Origin of the sequence: Idiomarina piscisalsi (genome assembly GCF_003987095.1) — a bacterium.
Taxonomy (GTDB): domain Bacteria; phylum Pseudomonadota; class Gammaproteobacteria; order Enterobacterales; family Alteromonadaceae; genus Idiomarina; species Idiomarina piscisalsi.
Genome location: NZ_PIQA01000004.1, coordinates 47,059 through 68,946, shown reverse-complemented (window position 1 = coordinate 68,946; position 21,888 = coordinate 47,059). Strand labels below are relative to the sequence as shown.

At 46.5% G+C, this 21,888-nt stretch carries 18 protein-coding genes; 10 read left to right on the top strand and 8 right to left on the bottom strand.

Annotation, left to right across the window (positions count from 1 at the left end; translation table 11 throughout):
* Position 1: 1 nt before the first annotated feature.
* Positions 2-1,351: a Xaa-Pro dipeptidase gene (gene pepQ, locus CWI73_RS06850; RefSeq protein ID WP_126752102.1), complete on the bottom strand. Its 1,350-nt coding sequence runs from the start codon at positions 1,349-1,351 to the stop codon at positions 2-4.
* 9 nt (positions 1,352-1,360) lie between these two features.
* Positions 1,361-3,370 (bottom strand): transglycosylase SLT domain-containing protein, encoded by a 2,010-nt coding sequence (locus tag CWI73_RS06845; RefSeq protein ID WP_241968856.1) that lies wholly within the window; start codon positions 3,368-3,370, stop codon positions 1,361-1,363.
* Positions 3,371-3,457: 87 nt separating this feature from the next.
* Between CWI73_RS06845 and fadB the strand changes: the two genes are divergently transcribed.
* From fadB to tusA, 3 genes are all read left to right on the top strand, one after another.
* Positions 3,458-5,614, top strand: coding sequence for a fatty acid oxidation complex subunit alpha FadB (fadB, locus tag CWI73_RS06840; protein WP_126752101.1), 2,157 nt, complete (start codon positions 3,458-3,460; stop codon positions 5,612-5,614).
* A 20-nt stretch (positions 5,615-5,634) separates the two neighbouring features.
* On the top strand, positions 5,635-6,798 hold the full coding sequence (fadA, locus tag CWI73_RS06835) for an acetyl-CoA C-acyltransferase FadA (RefSeq protein ID WP_126752100.1): 1,164 nt from the start codon (positions 5,635-5,637) through the stop codon (positions 6,796-6,798).
* A 274-nt stretch (positions 6,799-7,072) separates the two neighbouring features.
* Complete coding sequence (tusA, locus tag CWI73_RS06830; protein WP_058576471.1) at positions 7,073-7,312, top strand: sulfurtransferase TusA; 240 nt, start codon at positions 7,073-7,075, stop codon at positions 7,310-7,312.
* Positions 7,313-7,330: 18 nt separating this feature from the next.
* On the opposite strand, the gene CWI73_RS06825 is transcribed toward tusA, so the two are convergent.
* Together CWI73_RS06825 and CWI73_RS06820 are read right to left on the bottom strand one after the other, a co-directional pair.
* Positions 7,331-7,822 (bottom strand): GNAT family N-acetyltransferase, encoded by a 492-nt coding sequence (locus tag CWI73_RS06825; RefSeq protein WP_126752099.1) that lies wholly within the window; start codon positions 7,820-7,822, stop codon positions 7,331-7,333.
* 26 nt (positions 7,823-7,848) lie between these two features.
* Entirely contained in the window at positions 7,849-8,448 is a 600-nt protein-coding gene (locus CWI73_RS06820; protein ID WP_126752098.1) for a DNA-3-methyladenine glycosylase I, read from the bottom strand.
* Positions 8,449-8,541: 93 nt separating this feature from the next.
* Between CWI73_RS06820 and glyQ the strand changes: the two genes are divergently transcribed.
* A complete protein-coding gene (glyQ, locus tag CWI73_RS06815) occupies positions 8,542-9,453 on the top strand; it encodes a glycine--tRNA ligase subunit alpha (RefSeq protein WP_126752097.1) in 912 nt (303 codons plus the stop codon).
* Between the two features lie 13 nt (positions 9,454-9,466).
* On the top strand, positions 9,467-11,533 hold the full coding sequence (gene glyS, locus CWI73_RS06810; RefSeq protein WP_126752096.1) for a glycine--tRNA ligase subunit beta: 2,067 nt from the start codon (positions 9,467-9,469) through the stop codon (positions 11,531-11,533).
* A gap of 71 nt (positions 11,534-11,604) precedes the next feature.
* Here glyS and gyrB read toward each other — a convergent pair whose 3' ends face one another.
* The 4 genes from gyrB to dnaA are packed head-to-tail and all read right to left on the bottom strand — an operon-like array spanning position 11,605 to position 17,620.
* Positions 11,605-14,022: a DNA topoisomerase (ATP-hydrolyzing) subunit B gene (gene gyrB, locus CWI73_RS06805; RefSeq protein ID WP_126752095.1), complete on the bottom strand. Its 2,418-nt coding sequence runs from the start codon at positions 14,020-14,022 to the stop codon at positions 11,605-11,607.
* 16 nt (positions 14,023-14,038) lie between these two features.
* The gene (recF, locus tag CWI73_RS06800) at positions 14,039-15,103 is read right to left on the bottom strand and encodes a DNA replication/repair protein RecF (protein WP_126752094.1); all 1,065 of its coding nucleotides are present in this window, start codon (positions 15,101-15,103) and stop codon (positions 14,039-14,041) included.
* Between the two features lie 11 nt (positions 15,104-15,114).
* Positions 15,115-16,218 (bottom strand): DNA polymerase III subunit beta, encoded by a 1,104-nt coding sequence (dnaN, locus tag CWI73_RS06795; RefSeq protein ID WP_126752093.1) that lies wholly within the window; start codon positions 16,216-16,218, stop codon positions 15,115-15,117.
* Between the two features lie 28 nt (positions 16,219-16,246).
* The gene (gene dnaA, locus CWI73_RS06790) at positions 16,247-17,620 is read right to left on the bottom strand and encodes a chromosomal replication initiator protein DnaA (RefSeq protein WP_126752092.1); all 1,374 of its coding nucleotides are present in this window, start codon (positions 17,618-17,620) and stop codon (positions 16,247-16,249) included.
* A 423-nt stretch (positions 17,621-18,043) separates the two neighbouring features.
* On the opposite strand from dnaA, the gene rpmH reads away from it, so the two are divergent.
* The 5 genes from rpmH to mnmE are packed head-to-tail and all read left to right on the top strand — an operon-like array spanning position 18,044 to position 21,866.
* Entirely contained in the window at positions 18,044-18,178 is a 135-nt protein-coding gene (gene rpmH, locus CWI73_RS06785) for a 50S ribosomal protein L34 (protein ID WP_011235863.1), read from the top strand.
* Positions 18,171-18,545: a ribonuclease P protein component gene (gene rnpA, locus CWI73_RS06780; protein ID WP_126752091.1), complete on the top strand. Its 375-nt coding sequence runs from the start codon at positions 18,171-18,173 to the stop codon at positions 18,543-18,545. Before rpmH ends, rnpA begins: the two co-directional genes overlap by 8 nt.
* Entirely contained in the window at positions 18,500-18,811 is a 312-nt protein-coding gene (gene yidD, locus CWI73_RS06775; RefSeq protein ID WP_126752090.1) for a membrane protein insertion efficiency factor YidD, read from the top strand. Before rnpA ends, yidD begins: the two co-directional genes overlap by 46 nt.
* The gene (yidC, locus tag CWI73_RS06770) at positions 18,808-20,475 is read left to right on the top strand and encodes a membrane protein insertase YidC (protein ID WP_126752089.1); all 1,668 of its coding nucleotides are present in this window, start codon (positions 18,808-18,810) and stop codon (positions 20,473-20,475) included. The genes yidD and yidC overlap by 4 nt, the downstream gene beginning before the upstream one ends.
* A gap of 17 nt (positions 20,476-20,492) precedes the next feature.
* The gene (gene mnmE / locus CWI73_RS06765; protein WP_053954143.1) at positions 20,493-21,866 is read left to right on the top strand and encodes a tRNA uridine-5-carboxymethylaminomethyl(34) synthesis GTPase MnmE; all 1,374 of its coding nucleotides are present in this window, start codon (positions 20,493-20,495) and stop codon (positions 21,864-21,866) included.
* Positions 21,867-21,888: the final 22 nt, after the last annotated feature.

Here is a 21,888-nt window from a genome sequence, read left to right as displayed (position 1 = left end):
CTTAACCCACCTTTAATTTAAAGTCTTTCAGCTCTGTTCGGCGCGTTAAGTTATCATTTTTTTCACGGTACACCACTATGTTATCTTCAATTCGAACGCCACCGAACGGGCGAAACTCGTCGACACGCTTCCAGTTAATCAGGTGTTTTTTATTCGACGACGCCAGCTTATTCAGCAAAGGTTCAATAAAGTAGATGCCGGGCTCTATGGTATAAACCTGCCTTGCTTCAACCGTACGTGTTGTTCGCAGCGTGAGTTGGCCTTGAGGTGACGGAATAGGAGTCCCCCGCTCATCAGCTTGCGCTGCGCCAACATCATGGACTTGTAAACCAAGTGGGTGCCCTAAGCCATGCGGGAAAAAGACCGTTGTAATGCCCTCTTCAATCATTTGCTCAGGACTACAACGAACAAAGCCAAACGCAAACAACAAGTTGGCTATTTGTTCGTGAGCAAGCTTGTGCAAGTCAGGGAAACTGACACCAGGCTTCAACTTATCAATCAACGCCAACGTAATCTGATCGACAGCCACAATGAGCTCTTCGTATTCGTTATGTTCGTAAGACCAAGTCCGCGAAATGTCTGCCGCGTATCCGCAAACCTCCGCGCCGGCATCAACAAGCATTGAGCGCAACGGTGTTTTATTTGCAGTAGCAAGCTGCCAGTGATGCAGCACACTGGCATTTTCATTCTGGCCAATAATGTGGCTGTATGGCACCTCGTTCTGGCCTTGCTTAGTTTCTGACATATAGCTCAGTAAGCATTCAAATTCAGAAGCTCCCTCAGCAAAAGCTTCAGCTGCCGCTATGTGCCCTCGTGCGGCGAGTTCATTCGCCTCTTCTAAACAGGCAAGTTCATAGTCGGTTTTAAACAATCGGTGATAATGGAAAAAGTGCAATACTGGGTCTGGGTTGATATTCTCAAAACCTAAGGCTTTAGCCACCTCGATATGCTCACCAATATAAGCGGCGTGCTTTTTGTCATAAGGTAATAGCGTTTCTATAGCTTCAGGTGTTTTTAAATGTTCCACGTGGAACGCCGCCGTCCAATCTTCAGACTCAACCGATTTAACGGTATGCCAAAAGTCATCAGCTGCCAGCAAAACCAAGGTCGGCTTTGTTTTTGGTTGAACGATAATCCAGGCGTTCGGTAATTGCGTTTCTGGACACCAAGCTTTGAAGTGAGGATTCGCTCTAAACGGGTAATTCATGTCATCCAGAAACCAGCGCTTTTGCTGACCTGAATGAATCGCGAGTAACTCTAAATTTTCGCGTTCTAACAAGCGCGCTGCACGCTTTTGCAATTCATCAATGTGGCTTTGAAACAACCGCCATAAACCGGCCGATGTGGTCATAAAGTCGTCCTATTCTGAACCAACAATTTTCATGTCTATCACGTCTTCAAATAAATTATCTTCTTTACCACCCAACATCCGATAAATCTGCTGATAACTTAATACCGCTTTAACGTAATCTCTTGTTTCATAATAGGGTATTGTTTCAATCCATGCATCTGCTTCCATAGGATCTTCCGGCAGCCACTCTTTCACCCGGTAGTAGCCCGCGTTATAGCTCGCCGTTGCCAGTAACCAATTGTTTTCGAAACGATGCTTTAAGCGGCCTAAATAATAAGTGCCCAAACGCACATTAACTGAAGGGTTATTCAGGCGTCGCCAATTGCCCTTTCCATCAAGCTTTTTAGCGGTACTTGGCAGTATTTGCATAAGCCCCCGCGCGCCCGCACTAGAATAGGCATCGTGTCGAAACGCACTTTCTCGCCGGGTTATTGCCAAAGCCCATTCTTCATCGATTCCTGCAGCCTGAGATGCACGACTTAAAATATCCTGATAGGCCAATGGAAACCGAATACCCACTGCATCGAAATGACCAATTTGCGCGAGTGTCCAAATGGCTTGATCGTGCCACCCCCATTCACTTGCCAAATACGCAGCAACTTTTTGCTCTTCGCCGTCAAGTTGGGTCAGTAGATAATTCCACTCTCTGCGAGCATCCACCCAGCGTTCGAGCTGGATAAACTCGTAAGCCCGCTGGACACTGGGGTGGCTGCGTACCTGCTCTAACTGAAGTACGCTTACTTCCAGCTTTTCCTGCTCGAGGCTAATAGGCTTTTGCAATCGCGCAGCCGCTAAAAAGCCATAATAATGGCGCTCGTCTGATAAATCCTCATAAAGCTCCTGTGCAACAAGCTCATTCCCCAGCTTCTCCTCACTACGCGCCAACCAATAACGCCACTGGTTCCCTTGCTTTATGGCGATAGGCAACGCGTTTATAACGGCTCTTAGCCCTTCAAAATCATTATCCTTTAAATGCACCGCTAACCGCCACTGTAACACCCTTTCATTCAATGCTTCAGGTGGTACTCGAGAATGCCAAATTCTTGCTTCAGGGTGGTCATCTAAACTCAGCGCCACCGCAAATTCTTCAGCTATCTCAGCGAGCTGTTCATCATTAAAAGGGAGGCTCTCTTTAAGCTTTTTATAGGCTCGTAAAGCAATATTCTCATCTCTCCAAACAAGCTTTTTTAAGCCAAAGGTCGCAATTTCAGCCTCTTTGTTGGGATAACGACCTTTAAACCAACTTTCATCCTCTAAAGCAGCCGGTGAGTAACGCACCTTATGATAAAACTCGCCAAGATACTGTTGCAGTTCCGGAAGCAGGCCCGTCAGGTAGGGAACAAGCGTCGCATTACCACTGGTAGCCGCTAATCGCAGACGCTTCCAAACCAGTTCGTCTGTACGACCACCTAATTCAGCCCATTCTTTTAAGATTGGGTCGCAAGCTTGGGGTAAAGAGAAGCCATGTTGCCAAATAGCATCGACCTGCCGCTTGAAGGGACCGTCTTCTAAGTCCTGTTTACGGCGTGCATGAATAAACTGGCAGCGATGAGTGAGGGTTCCGGGGTGTCTAAAGTCGCGAATGAAGCGTTTGTGCTCGTCTTCGCCAGCCAGATAACTTAACCAGGGTTGGCGCAGCTGCCAATCCAATGGCGTGCCTTCATAATCTTCAAGGAACTTTAACACTCTGTCTTCGTTGGCTAAGTACCCCACCTGCTCCAGACGAGCAAGCTCCAGATAAGGTTTTAAAGGGTAGCCTTCGAGCTCTTTGAGTAACTGCCGGTACTCATTTAAACGCCCTCTTTTGGCTGCATATTCAGCCTTTTTAAAGAGCTCGCGTTGCTGTTCTCGTTGCTCCGATGCCATGACTTCTGTCACCGCAGGCTCTGCATGCGAAAACCCGCTTATAGCAACCGCGCAAGCAAAAATACAAGTTCGACTGTAACGTAGGATAAACGACTGCTTGTTCATTAATTCAAACGCATGTTTAAATAACCGTTGAAAAATTAGCGTATTCACGCCAAACTCTCTCTACCTTAACCCAAAGCTATAACAGAATCAGTTTCTTTACAGCAACAAATTAATGGAAGTCGTGGGAGACCCAAGATGATCTATCAAGGTGAAAGCATTCGGGTCGATTTTATCGAACCAGGTTTCGCAGAATTACAATTTGATGCGAAAGGCTCGGTTAATAAATTCGACCAGGCAACATTAGAAGAATTCAGCGAAGCGCTGACAAAACTTAAAGATACAGATGACCTGCGTGGCGTCATTGTCACCAGTAGCAAGTCGACCTTTATTGTCGGCGCTGACATTACAGAGTTCCTGACACTCTTCTCTGATCAAGAAAAGACCCGCAGCTGGGTCGCAAAAGCATCGCGCGTATTTGACCAATTAGAAGACCTGCCGGTACCAACCGTTGGTGCGGTTAAAGGTTTCGCATTAGGCGGTGGTTGTGAAGCGCTATTAGCCTGTGACTACCGTGTAGCGGACACCACAGCAACTATCGGCCTGCCTGAAGTTAAACTGGGCCTTATACCTGGCTTTGGTGGCACGATGCGTTTACCACGCGTTATTGGTCCTGACAACGCTTTAGAGTGGATCACCACAGGTAAAAACAACAAAGCAGAAGACGCGCTGAAAGTGGGTGCTGTCGATGCGGTCGTTGAACCAGAAAACCTGACAAAAGCGGCGTTGAATTTAGCGAAAGCTGCCGCTGCCGGCGAACAAGACTGGAAAGCCAAGCGTCAGCCTAAGTTAGAGCCGCTTAAAGCTAACGACACTGAGTTAATGATGACGTTGGTTACAGCAAAAGGCTTGATTGCAGCGAAAGCCGGTAAACATTACCCGGCACCACACAAGGCGCTAGAAGCAATTGAAAACGGCGCTCGCGAGCATCGCGAAGGCGCATTGAAAGCAGAAAATAATGCGTTTTTCGATCTGACTCAAACTGACGCATGCCAGGCTCAGGTTGGTATATTCCTGGCTGATCAAGCTGTTAAAGGTAAGTCGAAGAAATACGCCAAAGCCGCAACCAAAGAAATCAAAACTGCGGGTGTATTAGGCGCCGGTATTATGGGTGGCGGTATCGCTTACCAGTCAGCGTTAAAAGGCGTCCCTGCCGTGATGAAAGACATCAAGCAAGACGCTTTAGACCTGGGCATGAAAGAAGCCGGCAAGATCCTGAAAAAAGGCGTTGAGCGCGGTAAGGTAAATAACGAGAAGATGATTAAAGTCTTGTCTTCTATTACCCCAACCTTGCTGAATGAAGCCGTTAAAGATGTCGACATTGTCGTAGAAGCCGTTGTTGAGAATCCGAAGATTAAAGGCTCAGTGCTGGCTGAAATTGAAGGCGTTATCGGTGACGACGCTATTTTAACGTCAAACACCTCAACTATTTCGATTACTGAATTAGCGAAGAACCTGAAGCGCCCTGAAAAATTCTGCGGCATGCACTTCTTTAACCCGGTACATAAGATGCCGCTGGTTGAGATTATTCGTGGCGAGAAAACCTCAGACGAAACCGTTAATGCGGTAGTCGCCTACGCACTGAAACTTGGCAAAACGCCTATCGTCGTAAACGACTGCCCTGGCTTCCTAGTTAACCGTGTATTGTTCCCTTACCTGGCAGGCTTTGCCGGTATGGTCGACGAAGGCGTCGATTTTGTTGGCATCGACAAGGTTATGGAGAAGCAATTCGGTTGGCCTATGGGCCCCGCGTACTTAAGCGACGTTGTCGGCATCGACACCGCTGATCACTGTACGGTCGTTATGGAAGATGGCTTCCCTACCCGCATGAAACGTGACACCTCAAGCGCTATTGCCAAACTGGCAGCTGCTGAGCGTTACGGTCAGAAAAACGGTAAAGGCTTCTATGTTTACGGCACCGACAAAAAAGGTAAGCCAACCAAAGAAGCGGATCCGGCGACTTACGAATTACTCGGCTGTGAGCAAGGCAAAAAGCTGGACGCAGACGAAGTCATTGCTCGCTGCATGATCCCAATGGTGAACGAAGTGGTTCGCTGTCTGGAAGAAGACATCGTGGGCTCTGCTGCCGAAGCAGACATGGCATTGCTTTATGGCTTAGGCTTCCCTCCATTCCGTGGCGGCCCGTTCCGTTACCTGGAAACTGTAGGTATCGACAACTTTATTCAACTGGCAGACAAGTACGCGCACCTGGGCGAAATTTATCAGGTTACCGACGGCATGCGCGAAATGGCTAAAGCCGGTAAATCTTACTTTGACACAACCAGCGCGAAGTAAGGCTTGAGGAGGTTATTAAAATGAAAGACATCGTCATTGTAGATTGTATTCGTACGCCAATGGGGCGTTCAAAAAATGGTGTTTTCCGCCATACTCGTGCCGAAGACCTCTCAGCTGCGCTGATGAAGGGCTTGCTTGAGCGTAATCCGGAAGTGGATGTTGAAGAACTGGAAGACATTTACTGGGGTTGTGTGCAGCAAACCCTGGAGCAAGGTTTCAACATTGCGCGTAACTCAGCGTTAATTGCCGGCATTCCTCATAAAGTGGCCGGCGTTACCGTTAACCGTCTGTGTGGCTCTTCAATGCAGGCATTGCACGACGCAGCACGCGCTATCATGAACGGCGATGGCGACATCTTTATGGCCGGTGGTGTTGAGCACATGGGTCACGTACCAATGACTCACGGCATCGACTTTCACCCGGGCATGAACAAGTCTGTAGCAAAAGCTTCAGGCAGCATGGGTATGACCGCTGAATTGTTGTCTCGCAAGTTCGGTATTACTCGTGAACAACAAGACGAATTCGGCGCGCGCTCTCATAAGAAAGCGCACGAAGCGACCGTGGAAGGCCGTTTTGCAAAAGAGATTTATCCAATTAACGGGCACAACGCCGACGGTGAGCTGGTACGCGTGACAGAAGACGAGGTGATTCGTCCGGAAACCACTGCAGAAGGTCTGTCACAGCTTCGCCCGGTGTTTGACCCTGCCAACGGCACGGTAACCGCAGGTACCTCGTCAGCCTTGTCTGACGGCGCAGCTGCTATGCTGGTTATGTCTGCTGACAAAGCCAAAGAACTGGGTCTCAAACCACGCGTTAAAATCCGTTCAATGGCGGTTGCAGGCTGCGATCCTTCTATTATGGGTTACGGTCCTGTACCAGCCACAGAAAAAGCGCTGAAACGTGCTGGGGTGTCTATTGACGACATTGACGTTGTCGAGTTGAACGAAGCCTTTGCCGCACAGTCTCTGCCAGTTCTTAAAGGCTTGAAGCTGTTCGACAAAATGGAAGAGAAAGTGAACCTGAACGGCGGTGCTATCGCTTTAGGTCACCCATTAGGCTGCTCTGGCGCACGTATCTCAACCACGCTGATTAACCTGATGGAAGAAAAAGACGCGAAGCTTGGCTTAGCCACCATGTGCATTGGCCTTGGCCAGGGGATTGCGACGGTATTTGAACGCGTTTAAAAGAAACAGCAAAGTTAGGGCGGTTTAACACGACGCTCTCAGCAGAGGGGCCATTTGGTAACTCCTCCGCTGTTAATTGACGTAGGGTACTCAGAAACTGTCTGCAGCCATGGATGGCTGCAGTCAAGCCCCCACGGATGGGTTCACGGCGTGTTTCTGAGTACCCTGCGTTAAATAAAAGGAGGAGCTGCCAAATGGCTCCTCTCCCCTCACCTATTAAGCGCGAAAGTGTTAAACTCTCCGTTAATTTCACCTAACGTCTTTTAAAGAAGTCATGACTCAAATTACCTGCGACAAAGAACTCGATACCCTTGGCCTTAAATGCCCAGAGCCCGTAATGTTAGTTCGTGCGGCTATTCGTAAAATGGAAGTTGGTGAGGTGTTACTGATTATTGCGGATGATCCCGCAACAACCCGGGATATTCCGGGCTTTTGCGAGTTTATGGAGCATGAACTAGTGGGCTCTGAAACCGAAGAGATGCCTTACCGCTACTGGGTCAGGAAATCCCACTAAAAGCCTGACGTTCAGATATCAGGCTTTATCTTTATTTAAGTACATTTCCCAGAACTCAGCCTGTCCAACATCGCCCAGTTCATAAGGTTCAAACCCGAAGTTTTTGTAGGCCTGTTTAGCACGGTCATTGTTCTCAAGCACTTCCAGAGTCAGTTTTACGCAACCGCGAAATTCCGCCAGCGTTTTCACTTCTTCTAAAAGCTTTTTAGCAACGCCCTGCCCTCGGTATTCGGGAATAACGGCTATGTCATGAATATTCATTAACGGTTTTGCTGCGAAAGTAGAAAAACCTTCCACACAGTTTGCAACACCAACCGGGGTATCACCATCGTATGCCAGCAGTGAAAATACATGGTCTCTTTTTGCCATTTCATCTATCAGGTTTTCTTTCACTTCGTCTGAGATACCTTCGCCGCCGCCCATTGGGTCTTTGGCATAAGCGTCGAGCATAGCGATAACCGCGCTGCGATGTTTGGGATTATTGTAATCCGCCAGTGTTATTTCAATCATTCTTCCTTCGCTCTTTTGACAACGTTCTATAACGTAAATTGTTTCATCTGTTTTACGACGGGTTCGTAACAATGACAACTGATAACATGGTCGTTAACCATACCAACTGCTTGCATAAAAGCATAGCAGATGGTGGGGCCAACGAACTTGAATCCTGCTTTTTTCAACGCTTTTGCCATCGCCCTGGAAGATTCTGTTTCGGTGGGTATTTCCGCTTGTGTTTTGTACTTGTTAATAACGGGCTTTCCGCCAACAAAAGACCATAACCACTGTTCAAACTTAATACCCTGCTCTTCCAGCTTTAAATAAGCTTCGGCGTTGGTAAAAATGGCGTCTATTTTCTTCTTACTGCGAATAATATCACTGTTGGTGTACAGCGCTTCTTTATCTTCGTCACTCATTGCCACAATAGCTCGTGGGTTAAAGTTTAAAAAAGCGTTTTCGTAGCCCGTTTGTTTGCGCAAAATGGTTATCCAGCTGAGACCTGCTTGCTGCCCGTCCAGGCAAAGCTTAGCAAAGAGCTCTTGCGGGTCACTGACCGGTCTGCCCCAGACATTGTCGTGATAAGCTCGGTAATCGTCAGCAGATTCACACCATGAACACCGTTCTGGCGCATTATTTGTCATGTCATCCCCTATAACCAAGGCGCTTCAGAGGGTATAATCTACGCATATTTTTCGACCATCGGTCAACCACAAATAACAAAGCAGAGAAAGCGTATGTCGAAATACGATGTAAAAACCTTTCAGGGGCTTATTTTAGCCTTACAAGATTACTGGGCTCAGCAAGGCTGCGCGGTGGTGCAACCGCTCGATATGGAAGTGGGTGCAGGTACATTCCATCCCATGACGTTCTTACGCTCTTTAGGGCCAGAGCCTGCCAGCTTTGCGTATGTGCAGCCCTGCCGCCGTCCAACAGACGGCCGCTACGGCGAAAACCCAAACCGCCTTCAGCACTACTACCAGTTTCAGGTCATTATGAAGCCGTCGCCAAAGGACATTCAGGAGCTTTATCTGGGCTCTCTGGAACTGTTGGGCTTTGATACGCTAACTCACGACATACGCTTTGTAGAAGATAACTGGGAATCGCCTACTCTGGGCGCCTGGGGCTTAGGCTGGGAAGTATGGCTCAATGGTATGGAAGTCACCCAGTTCACTTACTTCCAGCAAGTGGGTGGTTTAGAGTGTCGACCTGTTGCCGGCGAAATTACTTACGGTCTTGAGCGCCTGGCAATGTATATTCAAGGCGTAGACAGCATTTACGACTTAGTTTGGACAGACGGTCCACGCGGTAAAATTCTGTACCGCGACGTGTTCCATCAAAATGAGGTTGAGCAGTCGACTTATAACTTCGAGTATGCCGATGTCGATGTTCTTTTTCAGCGCTTTGAAGACTGCGAAAAAGAATGTGAATTACTCATAGAGAAAGCATTGCCACTTCCTGCTTACGAGCAAGTCATGAGAGCCTCTCATGCATTCAACTTATTGGACGCCAGACACGCAATCTCCGTGACCGAAAGACAACGTTATATATTGCGAGTACGTACCATGGCTAAGGCAGTTGCTGAAACTTATTATCAGGCACGAGAAGCTTTAGGCTTCCCTCTGGCCGACAAGAAAGCCGAAGACTAAGGAGAGCATAGCTGTGAATAAAGACAATTTACTGATTGAGTTAGGCACGGAAGAGCTTCCTCCAAAGGCTTTAAGAGCATTACGTGATAGTTTTAAGTCGGGCATACAAGCAGGTTTAGAATCGGCCGAGCTGTCTTTCGAGAGCATAGACGCTTATGCGACACCACGTCGTTTAGCGGTGCTTGTGAATCAGGTAGAGACAGAACAACAGGACAAAGTTGTAGAAAAACGAGGTCCTGCTGTTAACGTTGCCTTTGATGATGCTGGTAACCCGACCAAGGCAGCGGAAGGCTGGGCTCGCTCTAATGGCATTACGGTTGACCAGGCTGAGCGCTTAAAAACCGATAAAGGCGAATGGCTACTTCATAAAACAACGGTTAAAGGCCAGTCTTTAAAGCAGTTAGCGCAAGGGTTTATTGAGTCAGCGATTAAGACACTGCCTATTCCTAAGCCCATGCGCTGGGGAGACAGTACGGCTCAATTTATTCGTCCGGTACACACCCTGACAGTCATGCTTGGCGATGAACTCATTAATGCCGAAGTATTGGAAACGAAAAGCGCTCGTTTTATTCAGGGGCATCGCTTCCACTCCAAAGACGGCTTCGAGCTTGATCATGTCGACAACTACTTAAACAAGCTGCGTGAAGCGAAAGTGATCGCTAACTTCGAAGAGCGCATTGATATTATCCAGTCCGAAGTTACGCGCTTAGCAAACGAACTTGGTGGTCGCGTTATTCAGGACGATGATTTAGTCGAAGAAGTGGCTGCATTAGTCGAATGGCCAGTTGCTTTAACAGCAAGTTTTGATAAAGGCTTTTTGGACGTACCTAAAGAGCCGCTTATTGTCACCATGAAAGATGACCAACGTTACTTCCCGGTCGAGGACGGTAACGGCCAGTTACTGCCGCAATTCATATTCATTACGAATATTGAAAGTCGCGACCCGCAGCAAATCATTCACGGTAACGAAAAAGTCATTCGCCCTCGCCTGGCTGACGCTCAGTTCTTCTTTGAATCCGACAAGAAACAGTCTCTTGAATCGAGAGTCGCCAAACTCGATTCGGTTCTTTTCCAGAAGCAACTTGGCAGTATTGGCGACAAAGCTCGTCGTATCGCTAAATTGGCAGGAAAAATTGCGTCGCTTCTTAAAGCGGACGCTCAAGCAGCTAAACGCGCCGGTTTGCTGTGTAAGGCTGACTTGGTTTCCGATATGGTTTCAGAGTTCCCCGAAACTCAAGGCGTTATGGGTAAACACTACGCGCTTAATGATGGCGAAACTGCCAGTGTTGCAGAGGCTATAGAGCAACACTACTGGCCTCGTTTCTCGGGCGACCATTTACCCGAAAGCAAAGAGGCATGTGCCGTTGCACTTGCAGATAAGCTAGATACCCTGGTCGGTATTTTCGGTATTGGCCAAGTGCCTAAAGGTGACCGCGACCCATTTGCTCTGCGCCGTGCTGCACTTGGGCTTTTACGCACATTGGTTGAGCGTGACTTACCACTCGACTTAAATGAGCTTTTAGCAGCCTCTGCCGAAGGTTTTGGAGATAAGCTATCTAACCAAGCGGTAAAAGCGGATGTCTTCGACTTCCTACTCGGACGTTTCCGCCCATGGTATCAAGAGCAAGGCATTTCCGTTGACGTCATTCAGGCGGTGCTTGCTCGCTCTCCGTCAAAACCGGTTGATTTCGACAAGCGTGTTAAGGCCGTTGATGCGTTTAAATCGCTGGATTCAGCAGAGAGCTTAGCTGCCGCGAATAAACGCGTAGGTAATATACTGGCGAAATCTAAGGAATCGATAGACGGTAAGGTTCAACCAAACCTTTTAAACGAAGCGCCTGAAAAAGCTTTGTATCAGTTGCTAGATGAAACAGAGCAAACGGTTAAACCGCTCATTCAGGACGGTAACTACACCGATGCCCTAACGCAACTGTCTAACCTGAAAGAGCCTGTCGATGAGTTCTTCGAACACGTTATGGTGAATGCTGAACAGGATGATATCCGGCTTAACCGCCTGAACTTACTGTACCGTTTACGCCAACTGTTCTTGGAAATAGCGGATATTTCATTACTGCAGTAATCGTTTAAAAGACAAAGAAAAAGGCGGCTCCGGAAACGGTAGCCGCCTTTTTTATATCATTACTAACTGACTTAAACGTCCAGGTTCGCCACTTTAAGAGCGTTAGACTCGATGAAGGCACGACGTGGTTCTACTTCGTCACCCATGAGGGTTGTGAATAGTTGGTCTGCGCCAATCGCGTCTTCAATAGTTACTTGAAGCATACGACGCGTTTCAGGATCCATAGTGGTTTCCCAAAGCTGATCCGGGTTCATCTCGCCTAACCCTTTATAGCGCTGTACGTACAAGCCGCGTTTGGATTCACTAATCAGCCATTCTACGGCATCGACGAAATGCGACACTGGCTGTTTTTTCTCACCACGCAAGACGTAACCGCCTTCTTCAACCAAAGAGTCGATTTCTTCACCCAAGGTGACAATTTGCTCGTAGTCTTTGGACATTAAGAACTCGTAATTTAACGGGTAATCGGTATCGACACCATGCTGGCGAATGGTCGTTGTCGGTAACCACATCTTACGCTCTTCGTCTTCATGCAAAGAGATAGTATAAGTGGCTGAATCAACTTCGCGAGCTGTTAGGTCATCATTAAGTGTCTTAACCCAGCCTTCCATGTAGCTTTGGTCTTTCAAGCGCTCATCCGTTAAACGAGGCGCATAGAATAAACGCTGCAGGAACTTCTCAGGCATACGACGACTTAGCCGCTTAATGTTTTCTTGTGCCATTTGGTAACCATTTACTAGGGTTTCCAAACGCTCGCCCGAAATACCCGGAGCAGTCTCATTCACATGCAAAGATGCATTATCTAACGCAAGGCTGGTCAAATAACGAATCAGTGCTGGGTCATCTTTTATATAGACTTCCTGTTTGCCCTTTTTCACTTTATAAAGCGGTGGCTGAGCAATATAAATATAACCACGCTCAATAATTTCCGGCATTTGGCGGTAGAAAAACGTCAGTAGCAATGTACGAATGTGAGAGCCATCGACGTCAGCATCGGTCATGATAATAATGCGGTGGTAGCGCGTTTTATCCGGGTCATATTCATCGCGACCAATGCCGCAACCCATAGCCGTTATTAACGTTCCTACTTCCGCCGACGACAGCATCTTATCAAAGCGAGCTTTTTCAACGTTCAGAATTTTACCCTTAAGCGGTAGTATTGCTTGGTTCTTACGGTTACGGCCTTGCTTCGCAGAACCACCTGCCGAGTCACCCTCCACTATATAGAGTTCAGAAAGTGCCGGGTCTTTTTCCTGACAATCAGCTAGCTTGCCTGGCAAGCCGGCGATATCTAACGCGCCTTTACGACGTGTCATTTCGCGGGCTTTTCGTGCGGCTTCTCGCGCTCGAGCGGCATCAATAATCTTATTAATAATAAGCTTCGATTCGGTTGGGTTTTCTAATAAGTAGTCCGCCAACTGCTCATTCATTGCTTGCTCAACCGCTGACTTCACCTCAGAAGACACGAGTTTGTCTTTCGTTTGAGATGAAAACTTAGGGTCTGGTACTTTCACAGAAATAATAGCAGTCAAACCTTCGCGAGCATCATCACCCGTCGCTGAGGTTTTTGTCTTCTTAGTGAAGCCTTCTTTTTCCATGTAAGCATTCAATGTACGCGTCAAAGCTGCACGGAAACCAGCTAAGTGAGTACCACCATCGCGTTGTGGAATATTGTTCGTAAAGCAGTAAATGTTTTCCTGGAATGAATCATTCCACTGCATACTTACTTCAACAGATATACCATCTTCTCGTTCCGCCGAAAAGTGGAATGCTTTCTCGTGAATAGGCGTTTTATTCTGGTTTAAGTAATTAACGAAAGCGGCAATACCGCCTTCGTACTTAAATAGATCTTCACGGTCATCGCGCTCGTCACGTAAACGAATACCAACGCCTGAGTTTAGGAATGACAGTTCACGTAAACGTTTGGCCAAAACGTCGTAATGAAAAACAGTGTCACTAAAGGTTTCAGCGCTCGGCCAAAACCGCAGTTCTGTACCTGTTGAGTCGGTATCGCCAATAGGCTTAACGTCACTTTCAGGTTCACCCATATGATAGGTTTGTTCATAAACCTTACCCTGACGACGAATGGTTAACTTCAGCTTTTCAGACAGTGCGTTAACGACTGAGACGCCAACACCGTGTAAACCGCCCGATACTTTATACGAGTTATCGTCAAATTTACCACCAGCATGAAGTACGGTCATAATAACTTGAGCGGCCGACACACCCTCTTCTTCATGAATGTCGACAGGAATTCCACGGCCATCATCTTTTACTGACACGGAACCGTCAGAATGAATAGTGACGAGAATTTCTGAACAATGCCCAGCCAAAGCCTCATCGATAGAGTTATCGACAACCTCAAAAACCATGTGATGCAGACCTGTGCCATCATCCGTATCGCCAATATACATCCCTGGACGTTTACGAACTGCATCCAATCCTTTAAGGACCTTTATACTCGATGAACCGTAGTTATTTTCTTCCATAGTTATTATCTCGATATCATTCGTTTATTGCCCCATGTTCCACGTGGAACATTTTGGGCGATTTTTGAAATTTATCCGACAACTGCTTTCCAGTAATCGCTGTGACAAACACCTGCGCATTTAACTTTTCTAACTGCTGGCAAAACAATCGTTGATTATCCGCATCCAATTCAGATGTCAGATCGTCCACTAAGTAAACGCAAGATTCGCCCTTAACAGACTGAAAATGCTTCCCTTGCGCCAACTTTAATGCTGAAACCAACGTCTTTAACTGCCCTCTGGACAATCTGTGCTTAACATCCACGCCATCGGCTAAAATTTTTATATCCGCCTTGTGTGGACCCACTGACGTAAAGCCATATTTCTTATCTTTCTCTGTATGGCTTTCTAAGGCCGAAAAAAGTGATTGGGTACTATCCCACCCTTTTTTTAGTCGAACCTCGATTGTAACATTTGAGAGGAAAGATTTCGCTAATTCTTGTATATAATTCGACAGTTCTTTCAAATAATTTTCACGACTGACACTAATCAGTTCACCATAGTAAGCGAGTTGCTCTAGCCAATATTTATCTTGTGTTGCAGACGCTGAGTATTGCTTTAATAAACTGTTACGCTGTTTCAGTATTTGAGTGTAAGAAACCCAGTTTTTATAAAACGAATGTTCCACGTGGAACACTCCCCAATCTAAGAACTGACGTCTTAAACTTGGCCCTTCTAAAAGAATATCGACCGACTCCGGAGTCAAAAGCTGAACAGGGACCAAACGTGCGACCTCAGACATTTTTGTTGCGTTGGCATTATCTAAACGCAACGTCTGAGCACCGGAAGTGCTTCGACGAACGCCTATAGAATGGTTTGCCGTACGACAAAATATCGTAAATTGATCCGCGTGTTCATTTATCAGCTGACGAAATCCACCGGGCCGAAAAGAACGACCAAAGCCTAATAAATAAATCGCTTCTAAAAGGCTTGTTTTACCGGATCCGTTACTGCCGGTAATTAAATTGATATGTCTATCAGGAGAGATAGCCACTTCCTTAAAGTTTCGAAAGTGGCTTAAATTGAGAGATTCAATAAACATCTACGATGATATTACAGGCGCATTGGCATTATTACGTAACAACATGAGTCATCATGCTGCGGCTCAATCAATGCACTGCTGTTAGAGTCTGACAGTGTGAAAGATACCTGTTCCTCATCAATGTTGTTCATGACATCAAGCAAGTAACTGACGTTGAAACCGATTTCCAAGTCATCGCCCTGGTAGTCGACCTCGATAATTTCTTCTGCTTGCTCTTGCTCTGGGTTAGTTGCGGTAATGCAAAGCTCACCCGAACTCAAGTTTAAGCGAACGCCTCTGAATTTTTCATTCGATAAAATAGAGGCGCGACTGAATGCATGGCGTAAGGTATCGCGATCAGCCACTACCACTTTATCACCGCCGCTAGGTAATACACGACGGTAGTCAGGGAATCGGCCGTCTACTAATTTACTGGTGAACATAAGCTCAGGTGTTTCAACACGAATATGATTATTACCGATAGACACCGTAACTTCGTGTTCGTCATCGCCTAGTAAACGAAGTAGTTCAACCACACCCTTTCTTGGCACAATCACCTGTCTTTGAGTTAAGCCCGGCTGGTCGATGGCACAGGTGCTCATCGCCAAACGGTGGCCGTCAGTTGCGACCGAGCGCAGCATACCACTGTCTGTTTCGAACAACATACCGTTTAAATAATAGCGAACATCCTGATTTGCCATGGAGAAATGTGTTTTCTCCATTAAGTCTTTTAAAATACCTTGCTCTGTCACCAGCTGGATATCGCTTTTCCAGTCGTCAATATTCGGGAAATCATCAGCAGACAGGGTGCTGAGTTTAAATTTACTGCGACCGGATTTTACGGTTGCGCTGTCGCCTTCAGCAGTAAATTCAATAACAGAGCCATCGGGTAAACTACGCACAATGTCCACTAGCTTTTTAGCTGGTACTGTTACCGACGCATCCATATCTGCCGACTCTAGCGCTACAGACGAAACCAGTTCTACTTCCAGGTCCGTACCTGTCAGCTTCAACTGACCGTTCTCAACCTGTAACAATAAGTTAGCAAGAATAGGTAAAGTGTGACGTCTTTCTACTGCGCCACTAACAACTTGCAGTGGCTTTAAAAACGCATCGCGATTGATAGAAAATTTCATGACTCATTCCCCTGTAATGACGACATGCTTAAGACGACAACGTCCGTATTAAATTACGATAATCTTCTTTTATGTCGTTCTGAGCATCTTTTAATTCTTGTATTTTTCGACACGCATGGAGCACAGTTGTGTGATCCCGACCACCGAACGCGTCCCCTATTTCCGGCAAGCTGTGGTTGGTCAACTCTTTAGCTAACGCCATTGCTAATTGCCTTGGCCTTGCCACCGATCGGCTACGACGTTTTGACAGGATATCAGCCAACTTAATGTTGTAGTACTCAGCCACCGTCTTTTGAATATTATCAATAGTAACCAGTTTTTCCTGCGCTGCGATAAGGTCTCGTAATGCTTCTCTCACAAAATCGATGGTTATTGGACGACCGGTCAGTTGGACATTTGCAACAACTCGATTCAAAGCACCTTCTAATTCACGAACATTGGAACGTAGTCGTTTTGCGATAAAAAACGCCACTTCATGCGGCATATTTAAACCACGTTCTTCCGCCTTGCGCATTAAAATAGCCACCCGTGTTTCCAGCTCCGGTGGCTCTATGGCAATGGTCAGTCCCCAACCAAAACGTGACTTTAAGCGATCCTCCACCCCTTCTATTTCTTTCGGGTAATGGTCGCTGGTCATGATTATTTGCTGATTTCCCTCCAGCAGGGCGTTAAAGGTATGGAAAAACTCTTCCTGAGACCCTTTTTTATTCGCAAAAAACTGAATATCATCAATTAGCAAAGCATCGACCGACCGATAATAGCGCTTAAACTCGTTCGTTGAGCTATTTCTGATGGAGTTAACCATGTCCTGAACAAAACGCTCTGCTCTAATATAGAACACTTTGGCGCCTTTTTTGTGGGCCATAATGCCATTACCGACAGCGTGTAATAAGTGCGTCTTACCGAGACCCGTACCACCGTAGACAAATAACGGGTTATAGACACCACCAGGGTTCTCAGCAACCTGAATAGCTGCCGCGCGCGCTAACTGATTCGATTTACCTTCAACGAAATTATCGAAGGTGTACTCTGGGTGGATATTGCTTTCAAATTCTTCTGCGGACTCGTTACTACTTCCCGAAAAACCGGTCGCTTTTTTACGAACAGCTGCTGCTCGTTTTTGCACCGATGCCACCGAAGAAGAACGACCATTAGAAACTTCGCCTACCTTTAAAACAACATTCGGTGCGGTTTCACCATTACAAAGGTTTGTAAGGTAGTCGTTAATGGTTTTTAAGTATTTGTCACGCACCCAATCAACCGAATAAATGTTCGGCGCAAATAATGTTAGCGTGTCACCGTTTTGTTCGGCTTGAAGTGGTCTGATCCACGTGTTGAACTGCTGTAACGGAAGTTCCGATTGCAGTCGCTCTGCACATTGTTGCCAAAGCGAATTATTCACACTCTTCTCCTGGATCGTTTATTTATTATAGTATTCATCGATTGTACTTCAGTCATTCGGTTTCTGCTAGTCAAAATGCGTTGAAAACGGCATAAATAAAGGATTTTTTATTTTATAAAGAGCTATAACCCTGGCTCATATTTTGCTTTAAAATAGCTATTACAAAATAAACAAAAATTAGAAAAAGTGCATAACTTAAAAATTATCCACATTAAAGAAAACTTAACCGATATAATTGTGGATGACGTCAATTTGCGAAAACCGTCAAAAAGTCAGCGAAAAAGGCTAATAAATGCACGCATAGTCGTTGACTAGCGGGTAAAAGATCGGTAAGATCCGCGCTCTAAAAAATTCCCGTCACGTTTGGTTTCAACTTTTTCGGCCAGCGTGGGAACTAGCAAACTGACCGATGGAAGATTAGTTATGAAAAGAACATTTCAACCAAGCGTATTAAAGCGCAAGCGCTCTCACGGTTTCCGTGCTCGCATGGCAACTAAAAACGGCCGTAAAGTATTGGCTCGCCGCCGTGCTCGTGGTCGTAAAGTATTGAGTGCTTAAAAGTACCTCATACGGACGGGAGTTACGTCTGCTAACTCCCTCTGACTTTCAGACTGTATTCTCAAACCCTCCTGTAAAAGCTGTCACTTCTCACATTACTATGTTGGCAACGCCCAACACGAAAGGCCATCCTCGCATCGGCGTTACTATTAGTAAGAAACGAGCCAAACGCGCTGTTGATCGTAATCGTATAAAACGCCAAATGCGCGAGACTTTTCGCTTAAGCCAACATAAACTACCGGCTTTTGACATTGTTATTATTGCCAAGCCAGGTATCGTTGAGCAAGATAACGCCGCTTTACGGGATACGTTGAATTATTTATGGCGAAAATTAGCAAAGCGCTGCGTGCAATACCAATCGCGCTAATTAAAATCTACCAATGGGTCATAAGTCCGTTACTTGGACCGCGTTGTCGATTTTATCCGTCATGTTCACATTACGCCTGTGAGGCTATTGAAAAACACGGTACAATCCGTGGAGTTTTTCTTGCCACCAAGCGAATCGGTAAATGCCATCCCGGTCACCCCGGCGGTTATGACCCCGTCCCTCCTTGCGAGCAAGAACAAAAAGCTAAAACAGAAAATAACAGTCAATCATTAACGAAACAGCCAACAGAGACGAAATCACTATGAATTCGCCACGTTCAATATTATTTATTGCCTTTTTAGTGGTGTCCTTTTTCCTTTACCAGAATTGGGTTGTGGAATCGGCACCAGGTACAACGGCTCCAGCAAATTCCGAGTTTATGCAGCAAGCTGCTGACAAATCTGGCTCAACTGACGTTCCAAGCGGTTCAGTCGCTGCATCCAGCGATGTGCCTGAAGCCGAAGGCGCCTCAAAAACCTCGAGCGCAACGACTATTCACGTTGAAACCGATGTACTAGACGTTCAAATAGATACGCGTGGCGGCGATATTGTTTCTGCAAAATTGCTGCAGTTCGCAAAAGAGCTCAATTCTGACGAACGTTTTCAGCTACTGCAAAACGAATCAAACGCTGTTTACGTCGCTCAGTCGGGACTAATCGGCGCAGATGGTATCGACAATAAAAACGGTCGTGCCGTATACAGTTACGAAAAGACGGATTATTCATCGACGTCTGAAAAAATAGAAGTGCCACTTACCTACACCTCTGAAAATGGTGTGGTATACCGTAAAATATTCACCTTTACGCCGGGTCACTACGATATTGATGTTCGTTTCGAAATTGAAAACAACTCCGCTGACACCTTAAGCACGCAGTTCTACGGTCAGTTAAAACGCTCAATGGGCACTGGTGAAAGTGGCAGCATGATAATGCCAACTTACTTCGGTGCCGCGTATTCTCACGACGACGACAAGTTTGAAAAGTACGACTTCGAAGACATGCAAGATAAACGTCTTGATGTCACTTCTCAAACTGGTTGGGTGAGTATGCTGGAGCACTACTTTGTTTCTGCTTGGATTCCAACGCAACAACAAACCAATCGTTTATTCTCACGTGTTGCCAATGGTTCGCAAGCTATTATCGGTGTCGTTTACCCTGCGACTCAGATAAATCCGAACAGCACTGAAACTATTGAATCTAAACTGTATTTGGGTCCAAAAGATCAGGACGCCATGGCTCAGTTAGTCGAGCACCTGGATTTAACCGTCGACTACGGTTTCCTTTGGTGGTTAGCGCAACCCATTTTCAAATTACTTCAGTTCTTACAAAGTATCGTTATTAACTGGGGTCTGGCTATTATCTTAACCACGGTTATTGTAAAAGCGCTGCTATTCCCGCTGACCAAAGCACAGTACGTGTCTATGGCGAAAATGCGTATGCTGCAGCCGAAAATGACTGAGCTTCGTGAACGTTACAGCAGTGACCGCCAGAAACTGTCTCAAGAAATGATGAAACTGTACAAAACAGAAAAAGTGAACCCACTTGGTGGTTGTTTGCCAATGCTGTTGCAGTTACCTATCTTCCTGGCACTTTACTGGGTACTTCTGGAAAGCGTCGAATTACGTCATTCAGAATTCATTTTCTGGATTCAGGACCTATCGACAAAAGACCCTTACTACATACTGCCTATACTAATGGGTGCTAGTATGTTCCTGATGCAACGTCTGCAGCCAACGCCGGCAACAGACCCGATGCAACAGAAACTGTTCCAGTATATGCCTGTTGTATTTACCGTATTCTTCCTGTGGTTCCCATCAGGTCTGGTACTGTACTGGTTAGTTAGTAACTTAATTACCATTGCACAAATGCTGATTATCTACCGTGGGCTAGAGAAGAAAGGCATGATGGTAAGAGGTAATAAGAAGAAATAAGCATGATAGAGAGCAACATGGACGATACCTTTAGCGATGACACCATAGTCGCTCAAGCGACACCACCCGGTCGCGGTGGTGTTGGTATTGTCCGTGTTAGTGGTTCGGCTGCCACCCAGGTCGCCGAACAGCTATTAGGCCACTGCCCAAAACCCCGTAAAGCCGAATACCTTCCCTTTTATGACAGTAACAACGAGTTGCTCGACGAAGGTATCGCCCTATTTTTCAAAGGTCCTAATTCCTTTACCGGTGAAGACGTTTTAGAACTTCAGGGTCACGGCGGACCGGTATTAATCGACATGATCATAAAAGCGATACTGGAAATGCCTGGTATTCGCCCTGCTCGCCCCGGTGAGTTCAGCGAACGAGCTTTTATGAATGACAAGCTCGACTTAACTCAGGCAGAGGCTATTGCCGACCTTATCGACACCAACTCTGAACAAGCCGCAAAAGCCGCATTACAAAGCTTAAAAGGCGAATTTTCTCACCGGGTCGATCAGCTCGTTGATGCGGTTATTCATCTTCGTATGTATGTTGAAGCCGCTATCGATTTTCCCGACGAAGAAATCGACTTTCTAAGTGACGGCAAAGTCGCCAACGATTTAGCCGACATTATCGACCAGCTTTTCCATATAGAACAAGAAGCCAAGCAAGGCACACTCATGCGCGAAGGCATGCGTATTGTTATTGCCGGTCGTCCCAATGCCGGTAAATCGAGCTTGCTGAATGCGCTTGCCGGACGTGAGTCAGCCATAGTCACAGAAATTGCAGGCACCACTCGCGACGTATTACGTGAGCACATTCAAATAGACGGCATGCCGTTACACATTATTGATACGGCCGGCTTACGCGAAAGCCCGGATCAGGTTGAGCAAATAGGTATTGAACGTGCCTGGGACGAAATTCGCCAAGCCGATCGTGTACTGTTCATGGTCGATAGTCAGGAAACCTCAGCAATACACCCTGACGACATTTGGCCGGAGTTTTTCGCTCAGTTACCCGATGACATGCCTTACACCGTTATTCGTAACAAAGTCGACTTGTCCGAAGAGCCCACGGGGATTGACGAACATAACGGCATCCCGGTTGTTCATTTGTCAGCAAAAACCGGCCATGGCATAGAGCTGTTACGCGAACACCTGAAGCATTGCGTCGGTTACAATGCAACTTCGGAAGGCAGCTTCATGGCACGCCGGCGTCATTTAGACGCACTTGCCAAAGCGAAAACACATTTGCTGCAAGGTCAGGAACAGTTAGAAGCCAATATGGCCGGCGAAATACTCGCAGAAGAGCTACGTTTAACGCAGCAACACCTAAACGAGATAACCGGTGAATTTACTTCTGATGACCTACTGGGCCAAATTTTTGGGTCGTTCTGCATCGGTAAATAAAAAAACCGACAAATAAGGACTC

What these genes read in the sequence shown, in the direction of transcription:
- pepQ (WP_126752102.1), bottom strand. Translation starts at nt 1,351, where the DNA reads ATGACCACATCGGCCGGTTTATGGCGGTTGTTTCAAAGCCACATTGAT.
- fadB (WP_126752101.1), top strand. Translation starts at nt 3,458, where the DNA reads ATGATCTATCAAGGTGAAAGCATTCGGGTCGATTTTATCGAACCAGGT.
- fadA (WP_126752100.1), top strand. Translation starts at nt 5,635, where the DNA reads ATGAAAGACATCGTCATTGTAGATTGTATTCGTACGCCAATGGGGCGT.
- tusA (WP_058576471.1), top strand. Translation starts at nt 7,073, where the DNA reads ATGACTCAAATTACCTGCGACAAAGAACTCGATACCCTTGGCCTTAAA.
- CWI73_RS06825 (WP_126752099.1), bottom strand. Translation starts at nt 7,822, where the DNA reads ATGATTGAAATAACACTGGCGGATTACAATAATCCCAAACATCGCAGC.
- CWI73_RS06820 (WP_126752098.1), bottom strand. Translation starts at nt 8,448, where the DNA reads ATGACAAATAATGCGCCAGAACGGTGTTCATGGTGTGAATCTGCTGAC.
- glyQ (WP_126752097.1), top strand. Translation starts at nt 8,542, where the DNA reads ATGTCGAAATACGATGTAAAAACCTTTCAGGGGCTTATTTTAGCCTTA.
- gyrB (WP_126752095.1), bottom strand. Translation starts at nt 14,022, where the DNA reads ATGGAAGAAAATAACTACGGTTCATCGAGTATAAAGGTCCTTAAAGGA.
- recF (WP_126752094.1), bottom strand. Translation starts at nt 15,103, where the DNA reads ATGTTTATTGAATCTCTCAATTTAAGCCACTTTCGAAACTTTAAGGAA.
- dnaN (WP_126752093.1), bottom strand. Translation starts at nt 16,218, where the DNA reads ATGAAATTTTCTATCAATCGCGATGCGTTTTTAAAGCCACTGCAAGTT.
- rpmH (WP_011235863.1), top strand. Translation starts at nt 18,044, where the DNA reads ATGAAAAGAACATTTCAACCAAGCGTATTAAAGCGCAAGCGCTCTCAC.
- yidD (WP_126752090.1), top strand. Translation starts at nt 18,500, where the DNA reads ATGGCGAAAATTAGCAAAGCGCTGCGTGCAATACCAATCGCGCTAATT.
- yidC (WP_126752089.1), top strand. Translation starts at nt 18,808, where the DNA reads ATGAATTCGCCACGTTCAATATTATTTATTGCCTTTTTAGTGGTGTCC.
- mnmE (WP_053954143.1), top strand. Translation starts at nt 20,493, where the DNA reads ATGGACGATACCTTTAGCGATGACACCATAGTCGCTCAAGCGACACCA.